The organism is Pseudomonas saliphila (assembly GCF_008638345.1).
In the GTDB taxonomy this organism is placed as follows: Bacteria; Pseudomonadota; Gammaproteobacteria; order Pseudomonadales; family Pseudomonadaceae; genus Halopseudomonas; species Halopseudomonas saliphila.
The window spans coordinates 1-8,803 of sequence record NZ_VTVA01000036.1 but is presented as its reverse complement, the minus strand read 5'-3'; the positions used below and the strand labels follow the sequence as shown (position 1 = coordinate 8,803).

At 50.4% G+C, this 8,803-nt stretch carries 5 protein-coding genes; all 5 read right to left on the bottom strand.

Annotated elements, in window-relative coordinates; translation table 11 throughout:
• Nucleotides 1-2,040 precede the first annotated feature (2,040 nt).
• Entirely contained in the window at nucleotides 2,041-2,946 is a 906-nt protein-coding gene (locus FHK95_RS19740; RefSeq protein WP_178114867.1) for a hypothetical protein, read from the bottom strand.
• Complete coding sequence (locus tag FHK95_RS19735) at nucleotides 2,939-3,682, bottom strand: helix-turn-helix domain-containing protein (RefSeq protein ID WP_150306348.1); 744 nt, start codon at nucleotides 3,680-3,682, stop codon at nucleotides 2,939-2,941. Before FHK95_RS19735 ends, FHK95_RS19740 begins: the two co-directional genes overlap by 8 nt.
• Complete coding sequence (locus FHK95_RS19730) at nucleotides 3,682-4,470, bottom strand: TIGR04255 family protein (RefSeq protein WP_150306347.1); 789 nt, start codon at nucleotides 4,468-4,470, stop codon at nucleotides 3,682-3,684. Before FHK95_RS19730 ends, FHK95_RS19735 begins: the two co-directional genes overlap by 1 nt.
• A 472-nt stretch (nucleotides 4,471-4,942) precedes the next feature.
• The gene (locus tag FHK95_RS19725; RefSeq protein ID WP_150306346.1) at nucleotides 4,943-6,046 is read right to left on the bottom strand and encodes a GGDEF domain-containing protein; all 1,104 of its coding nucleotides are present in this window, start codon (nucleotides 6,044-6,046) and stop codon (nucleotides 4,943-4,945) included.
• Nucleotides 6,047-6,424: 378 nt separating this feature from the next.
• Nucleotides 6,425-6,880 carry a conjugative transfer protein MobI(A/C) gene (mobI, locus tag FHK95_RS19720; protein ID WP_150306345.1) on the bottom strand — a complete coding sequence of 152 codons (456 nt, stop codon included), beginning with the start codon at nucleotides 6,878-6,880 and terminating at the stop codon, nucleotides 6,425-6,427.
• Nucleotides 6,881-8,803 lie beyond the last annotated feature (1,923 nt).

Sequence of the window (8,803 nt, the reverse complement as noted above, 5' to 3'; positions counted from 1 at the left end):
TCCATAAAACCCGGTGTGATTCAGTCTGAGGATGCGGCGCACGCACTAGAAATCGTCGGGTTACTTGTCGAAGAAGTTTTCAGCGATCGGAAGCAAAAAATTCAGAACCTCGCAGCGGATATCATCAAACAGAAAGGGCCAATAGGCGGACTTCTATGAACTCAATCTGGTTTCCCTTCGCTTCCGTCTGCAGCTCGTGCATGTGCGCAACGGGCCGGAAACGGCGGCTGTAGCCATAAGGACATTTGCCAGCGGCGGCTAGGTAATCGTGCGCATTAAGGGACGCCAGCTCGCGTCCAGCACCCTTGCGGCAAGCCGTCAGTCGACAGGCTCTTCTACATGTTCGACCAGCTCTCTGTTTTCTTCGATAAGATTCTAAATGCCGAGTTTATGAATCTGCCAAGTGGCGAGCCCGGTGCTCATAAGCAGGATCAACGCGGGAAGCGAGAAATGCCAACTTTTTTTGGCTACCGTTAACCAGTGTCTAGACCGAACCGCGACGGCATAGAAATAGGCCCAAACGCTGCAGGCACCCATAGATATAATTGCCCCCGCGTACCTGTAATCCCACCCCGCGGGTGAATAAAAGATCCAGGGCGTGCTGTGGAACATGTATAGCTGCCACCAAGCGAATCCAGAACAGGCGAGAAGTACTGAAGCTAGTCCGAAAGTTAGTAGATAACCCATCGTCTCTTCACGCATCGTTGGGGTGTCGAAACTCATTTTTGCTGCCTCCTGTTCCTTATCGATATGATCCTAGCCTCTTGGCGAAAATACCCAAATACCTGCTGGCGGCAGGTGAATTGACGCTATGCCTGCAAACGGCTAATTCGGAGTGGGAAAGCTGCTGTGGCTCGTTAAAACTATACCTTCCATTAAAAGGATGGAGGTTGGCTGAGCCTTCGATTTTCACTACAACGGCGCGAGCTCCGCCAGCATCGACAGAGGGATTAGGGTTTTCTGCTGTATGTTTGAAAATCTGTAGGCGGCGACAAGAAGAACTGTCGTCTCGGTTACCGATACCACATCGGTCCTCCGCGTTGCATTGCCGCGTCAGTCGATGGTGAGAAAAACTATTCAGAAAGGAAGACATACATGAGCGAAAACGCCAAGGTGATCCGATCGCAACTTCATTGGGTGACTCCGCCAGATCTTGGTCAGCCTTTGGAAGAACTGGAGTGGGTCTTTATCGACGTATACGATAATGGCTCCGCTCAAATCAGGCCAGAGCCGCCATCCGATCGAGAGGTAGCAGAGTTCCTTGCGGCAGTCAGGTCGCATCCATCTTCGCAACTAGGATAAGGCGGGAGACGTCGCGAGTATGGTTATCGGTCTCTTCCTGTCGCATAGATCGGCTACGTGGCTCTTTACGGAGGTAAGAGCAGTACGTAGACCGCAGGGCGGATCTAGAGATTTTCGCGCAAGGTCAGATTGTCACCGTCATTGCGCACAACCCACGGCATGATCGACGGTATCCATTCGAATCGCCAACAAGAACAGGATAATGCTTGGCGCCAGATCTTCGGCCTGCTCCGGATGAAAGCTCTGCTGTAACTGCCATTGAGCGACATGGCGGTACTACTACCGGCCTGCGCTCATGAATATCGACTTGTTTCCTGATTACTATCGGCGGTCGCAGATCCGCTTGGGTCTTCACCGAGCGGCGGCTGTGCGCTGTCGCGAGAGCTTCCGCAAGCGTCTGCTATCGGCCAGAAGAAGCCTCCCACCCGCTCTAGGGCAAATCTCCAGAAGGAATCGGGGAGGCCAGCATGACGTTGAGGACACGGCGGTCTAGATGGGGTTTATGGATCGCTTACGAAAACTGGAGGGGGTTGGTTCTGTTAAAGAAGTATTGAAAGCCTGGGCTGCCATTGAACGGGGATTCGAGCAAGCAGCGCTGGTAGGGACGTGACTTCTTCCATGAGGACGTGGTTCGTTTTCACTCTTCTGACTGAATACTCTCATCACTTATGTGCCGAATTGAGGTCAGCGGTGAAAGCCAAATCAAGCCAGCAAAGCGAATCGGGTTGGAAGCAGTACCTATTCCGGCTCTGCTCCTGCCCGGGAAAGGTAGTCATTGATAGTGTAACGGATCAGTGATTTAACCTGGAGCAGGGAGGTCTCACCAATTCCCTGCCCGGTGATTCCAGCCGAGATGATCGTCAAACCCAGTTTAGCCGCAGCCTCAGCTCGAGTTAAGTTTTGCTCTTTACCATCTATAACTAGCTTTACTTTGGTACGAAAAAGTTGATCTTTCAGTTTTTGAACAAAAGGATCGGGATCATCCGTCTCATCAGACACAAGCAAAATTTCAAGCATGTAGGGGGGTGGCATAAGCCCCAGAACACCAAACCATTCTTCGTCCACCGCTGAGCTAATGTCAAAGTAAACTCCGTATAGTCCATTGCTCCGCAATTTGCTGTCGAGCACGGATTGGATCTTACTTGCTTTCAGAATTTCGTTGAATTCGTCCGGAAGCGTAACCCTTGTATAGCTTCGCGACAGCCAACCAGCAAAGTTGTCTAGCCACTGATTGTTAAACCAGTCCGCCGATTCTCGATGTGCGTCCCGTATCTCGTACGCAGGCTCACCAAGGCCTGCTAATCTGCGGCGATTTACCCAGGCACGTCGTTGTATATCTATTTCAAACGCTACAGTCTCGTTATCACCCTCAGCTTGGACATGCAAAAGCCTTGGGTTATTGCCTTTCGAGAAAGCTGGATTGATCTCGTCAAATCCCATCTTCCTAGCTGCGACAATTTCGAAGACGGGAATCTTTTCGAAGTCAGGGTTGTATAGATTGCAAGTCTGCGAGCTGATGACCCACCACACATCCGCTTCCTCAGTGGAAGCATCATCAAGGCACGAAGCGGAAAGGATGGAGCCCTGCCACCATCCCCCCTTTTTTATCGCTTCAGCCAATCCCATGTCATCACTGTCAACCAAGATCGGCTACTCGATCCATGTCATTAGCATGAGCATTTCCTAAGTAGGTTTTGCCCAGTTTGTGGGCTGTTCGACCAAGTCGAGGAGCCAGCTCTTCCAGCTTGGCCATAGCGGCAGCCATGCGGGAATCTTGATCGAGCTCTTCATCTAACACAATGTCAATGAACGAGCTACCGTTGACGGTCATCTGCCACACGCCCTTCAAACGCTTCAGATTCAGTCGTGATTCATTCTGTCTGATTAAATCAGTTACGAATTCCATCCGGTTTAAGGCGTTTGCCCGCGGTGCCGCGTTATCCAGCCAGTCATAAACTGTCTTTCGTGTTACGCCAAACAGCTGCGCGATCTGAGTAATAGATAGGCCAAGCTGATCTTGTACGTTTTCAATCTGGGCCTTGAAGGAGATCGCTGCGATTTCCTTTCCGGTGCCAGCGGACAGTTGGACTGCCACAATATTTCTGGTTAGTTCTGCTGGATTGCCGTCCACAGTGATAATTAGAGTGGGAGTCCTCCGCAGCAAGCCAGTTACTCCATATGGCAAACTGCTTTCAAACATTGCTCCAATTCTGGTTTGAATTGATCCGCCATCTATCACGTTCGCTTGGCTCTCACCAACTAAGAACCGACTTCTGGCTTTAGTAATACATGCTGCCGAGGACGAATAGGAGCGACCGATCGTGCCCCCAGATGGCGGGCATTGGATTGGGCTGGCTACTGCTGCATCAGCGGCAAACATTAGGATTCTCCTTTCCAAACGTTGAAGGCGTGCTCAGTGAAAAAATCCTTGTGCCTAAAAAACTTATTAGCCACATTGTGAAGCTCATTTAGTACATGTTCCAGCTCTTCTTTTTTAAGCCGTTTGGGGTTCTCATAGATCGCGACAGCATCCATGTCTGCAATGAAATCTTCTTGACCAAGAGCCTCAACTTGGAAAGGTTTGTCCGGCCCGTTCAGTATGAGAGGGATTGAAACCATTTCTTGGGGGATCGGAAACGATCCAGGTATCCCGAGAACGTTAACACGAAGATCATAGCTTCCCGACTTGTAGTGGGAAATTATATGCCCACCAGAAATTGATAAGTCATGTATAGCAGGGGCGAGGAATTTATCGCAAACATATTCTGACTTTTTTTCACCGTCGCGAGGCTTTATGTTGTCTATATAGCGAATTCCTGCGTTATGCACATCGATAAAGTTCATGTACTTATAAAGTACACCTAGAGCCCTGCTGTTTTTTTCGGAAAAGTCTTTATAGTTGCTATAAGTTTTCGTGAAAAATATTATCTGATCTTTTGAGAACTGAACGCAATAATTCTTATCAGCATCAGCCAGCATCCAAGCGTCTTGCTGCGACTGACCCTCGGGCACCTCAATTCTGACATGGTGCATCAAAGGAAGCACATCACGTAGCTCGTCTTGGATCTCATCCATTTTTTTAGCCACCAAGGGCCACGGTGCAAAACGCACGGATGCAAGCACGTATTTCAGAGGAGACTTGTGAAGGATGCCGGTGCGATTGGACATGGGATTGGATCCGAAGCTAAGTAGAATGCCTAGTAGTGAAACTATACACCAAAGTAAACAGGTTTGGTAAAGCCGTTCGAGTCCGAGCCCGGCGCGCTCTCTCCCCGCCACACCTGCGGGCCAAGCGTGTCGGGAATTTCGCCCCCCCTGCTTGGCGGCGCAGACGATACGGCGTTGGCGCGAGAAGAGGGGACAGATTTATTTATCCGGCTGACTGTCTGCTCCTGGCGTTTCGAGACGTTCGCCACCGTCCGATTTTGGCCGTTAGCAGCCTGTACCGACGGGCAGGTAACGGCCGAGACTGTGTACAAGCTCTTTTGATCAAGCGTAGCAGTCCAAATCGCTTCGAATACCACGCTCCTAGGCAAAATTTAGGTCTGCTGGCTAACCGAGCGCTTACAGATTTCACGAAGGAGCGCACACATTAGAAAGACGTCTGCGTTTTTTCACAGCCTGGGCCAGAAGCGGTCGCTCACGAAGCGCTAATCAGACCGTCCCTTGCTCCGAGCATCTCGCCAGGGTTGATCGGTGAAGGCCCATCGGCCACCTCGACCCGGTTACGGCCGCTTCCCTTACTGACATACAACGCTGCATCAGCTCGCGCTACGCTATCGCTAAAAGCTTCACCGGGAAGGTGTCGGCTGACACCGATGCTCAAGGTGACCGCTGCGGTCAACTCATATTGCGACCAGTCATATTCAGCCACGGCGGCCCGAACACGTTCGGCGACCAGTTTCGCCTGTTCGGTATTGGTGCCGGGTAACACAGCCAGGAATTCCTCTCCGCCCCATCGGCCGACGTATTCGTTGTCGCGCAGTGCGTCACTGATGATTTGGCTAATCGCACAGAGGATGCGGTCGCCAAATTCGTGGCCGAAACGATCATTCAGCTGTTTGAAATGATCGATATCCATCAGCAGGAACGCCACAGCGGGACTGCTCTGCCCATCCCCGGCAATATCGAGAGCGGCCAGCTCCGTCATATGCCGACGATTGAAGAGACGAGTCAGCGGGTCCGTCGTTGCCATTTGACGTAGAACCCGGTGCGCCTGCTGCACCGTCTTCATGTAGTAGACCGACAGATAACTGAACATCATGAATACAGCCGTCAGGTTAAACAGGTTTACAGCTACCAGCGCGCGATCCGGGATCGGCTCGATAGGCTCGACCCAACGCATGACACTAATGAGCGTTATGTAGAAAAGCCACAGGCAAAAGACTGATGCGGCTGCCCTGCGCACGGAGCGAGCCCCCGCAAACAGCGCCGGAATGAACATCAGAAGGTAGTAATGAAAGCCGCTGTGCCAGCCTATCAACAGCGTACCCAGCGCGGCGTGCACCAACACTTCCAGCCAGATCAACAGCAAGGCCAGCCGGTTGTGCCGCTTCTTCAAGGCGACATAAGCGGTCGCGTACATAACAACACTCGCCACGTTGATCCAGGCGAGAATGGGTGATCCGAAATGGTGAAAAATAAAGAAAAACGCAACATCCACACTGCCAGCCATGATGCAGCAGCGCATGCTCATCAACCAGAACTGCGAGCGAGGTCCGGCCTCCAAACCACGTGCCTCCATGTACGTATTGCTCCTCAGTCTGATATCTTGCAGCCATCCACTTTAATGCCATTTTGCCATCCGTGCACCTTCATCCATTGCGCCGACGAGGCTGCGGTTGAGCAGACACCGGTTGGTAAACAAACCGGACTCTGCGGTGCCCCTTATAGGACAGTAGGATAAAAGGGGATAGATTTATTTACCTCGTAGCGACTGTGCGCTTCTGGCCGATAGCAGCCTGTATCGACGGGCAGGTAACGGCCAAAAGCTGTTGTGCAGTAGTAATCAACCAGCGATCGGCGGCGCTATGTTAGTATCGTCGATCGCTTCTAAGTGTAAAAAGGTCAGTGGTAACTCGGGGTCGAAAGTTCTGTTCTCTTTCTAGAACTCCAGGTTGCTCTAGCTTTCCAGATAAGACAATTGCTTTGTAAGGCTTTTCATTGTGTGATTAATATGCGAATGCACGATACAGTTGCGCGATAGTGCATACCTGATGATAGCCAGACATTCTTCATAGAGCAGTACTTGATATCGAAGTTTTGGTTCTAAAAAGGCGAAAGCTGAAGTTGAATATTTGTGGGTTCCTCGTCCCTTACGAATGGGGCGGGCTAAAACTCGTTTTGAACCCCCCTCGCTACGTACCGGTACGGTCTTACTCCAGCGAATTGCGGTGGAACGATAGCGCTTATCCTCATTGATCGTGATCACGATCGGTAGCAGCTTATTGCGTTCTGTAGCAATTTCCAAAAACTGAACCATCAGTCGCTTAGCTTCCGCTGTTAATTCTTCAAACTGACGGTCCAGCACCGTCAGCATTTCCTCGTAGGTCTCTAGTTCCATATCTAGTTCTAGCATTTTCTTCCTCCTGGTTAATCAGCAAGCAGATTCTCCAGCAGTTCGCTGTCTGAAATACTGGGAATTAAGCAGGATTTCGGCATAAAAACGGTTTTGGGGATTTTTTATGCACGACGCTTCCTGTGGCCTGCTGACAGGCTCATTCGGCGGTTGGCTCCGAATTTATTTGTCGCGGGCATCGTCCGGCCACCCGCGCCACCGTTTGCTTTAAGCAGCCAGCAGTTTCCTTGGGAGGTCTCTGCTGAGAAAGTAAACGGGGGCGTGTTTCTATCGCTGGAAATACTTTGTCAGGCTCTTGGACCTCATTTTCTGCGCCTTCCCTTTTTTCCGGCGCCTTTTGACGTTCTCGTATATTTATGAGCGCTCAGGGTAGCGGAAACGGAATTTTTCCGGCTTCTCTTCACGGAAAATGTACGCAGAAACAGAGGCTTAGCTGTTTTTTTTCCGGTTAAATATGCCTCTGGAATTTGTACTTTGCGATACTGGTTTGGGCGCGCTGAGAAGAAGGTGGCCGGAAAAATGTCGCAAGAACAATGACTTAGGCCTGTTTTTCCGGCGCTTCACAGTGGAAAACTCTGCCGGAAAATCGATCATTACTGAGATTGCCCTGTCTCTGTAAAAGTAAGGTAATAAGAGGCGACCACCAAGAGCGGTTTCTCAAGAAGTTTTTCCGGGTCGCGGAAGCGCATCGCAGAAAAAGAGCTGCGGGCCCCTTCGAACCAAAATTCGACTCTGCGCGATGCACGGCTACCGCTTTAGGTGACCGAGCAGGTCCCGGGCATCGGGGCAGCTGCTTCTGGACACCGCATCTCGATAGAACCTCATATGATCTCTATGCGGGCTGGCTTTATTCTGGGCCTCGTAAGTACGTGAGAAGATGGCCCCTTTCTCGCCTGGTCTTCTATCTTCAGCCAGGTGAGGAGGGTGGTAGATCGGCGCCTAGGTTGCCGTATTAATAACACTGAAGAGGTGACGGCTGGTTAATGGGGGTTTAATCCTGCTCGTCACTAGTATAAGAGTATAGTCGGTGAGGTCGAGGCCGGCATGTGCGATGCTCACGGAAATACGTTTTCCTGCTGGATCGCTACTATGAGTTTTATTAGTTTAGTTTAGTTTTGTAAGTGCAAATAAATTATTTATGTGACTCCGATCGGCGATAAAAAAACGATATGTAAAATCAGAAAGTCTTCTGTGTGTGCGGTATATGAAGAAGTGGTTTGTTGGTTGGTAGTCGACACTAAGCTGTGTCTCGCTTTCAATCGAAGCATGCTATGCAATTTCTCATTGCGTACCGGGCATCACAAAATATTTATAGTTATCTCCTTATGACGGAATAAGGGAGTATTTTATGATTATTATAATAAATGTTGATCAGGCGCTTTACGCGAAAGCTTCGAGGGTGGCCGATCCCTATATGGATAAAGAAGATATTGTTCGGGAAACCTTTTGAGCGTTTATAAGAGTTCAGGCTGCTGAGCGGTTAACAGCGCTCGGTGGAGCGTCGCCTAATATGAGTGGAATGCCTCCTCGTCGTTAGGGGCTCTATGTGTTGGAAAGATTCGGTTGAGACGAAGAAAATTTTGCGGTGCGGGCACTGGATAAAGGTTTTCGAAAGTGATCAATCAGCAGTAATGGTTTGACTGGGCTGATGCGCAAATAGGCGACTTTTGGATGCATCATCGCGAGCTGCATATCCGATGCGAGCCAAGGGTATTCAAACATGCCCGCTTAGCAGTGGGAGCGTAATTGAAATAATGTCGGGTAGCGGTCAACTGGTCATCACAGCATCAGCTGAACGTACCGTCTTCCCGTATGGCTGGTCTCAATTGATAGCTGATAAGCGACCCACAAGCTGCACTAGCATTGTACGTTGAAATTCAGTAAGCGTCCGGCAATCCCATCTTGAGCCTGGCACAGCTGACG

Excerpts from the sequence above, each read along its gene's own strand:
- mobI (WP_150306345.1), bottom strand. The coding sequence starts at position 6,880 with ATGCTAGAACTAGATATGGAACTAGAGACCTACGAGGAAATGCTGACG.
- FHK95_RS19725 (WP_150306346.1), bottom strand. The coding sequence starts at position 6,046 with ATGGAGGCACGTGGTTTGGAGGCCGGACCTCGCTCGCAGTTCTGGTTG.
- FHK95_RS19730 (WP_150306347.1), bottom strand. The coding sequence starts at position 4,470 with ATGTCCAATCGCACCGGCATCCTTCACAAGTCTCCTCTGAAATACGTG.
- FHK95_RS19735 (WP_150306348.1), bottom strand. The coding sequence starts at position 3,682 with ATGTTTGCCGCTGATGCAGCAGTAGCCAGCCCAATCCAATGCCCGCCA.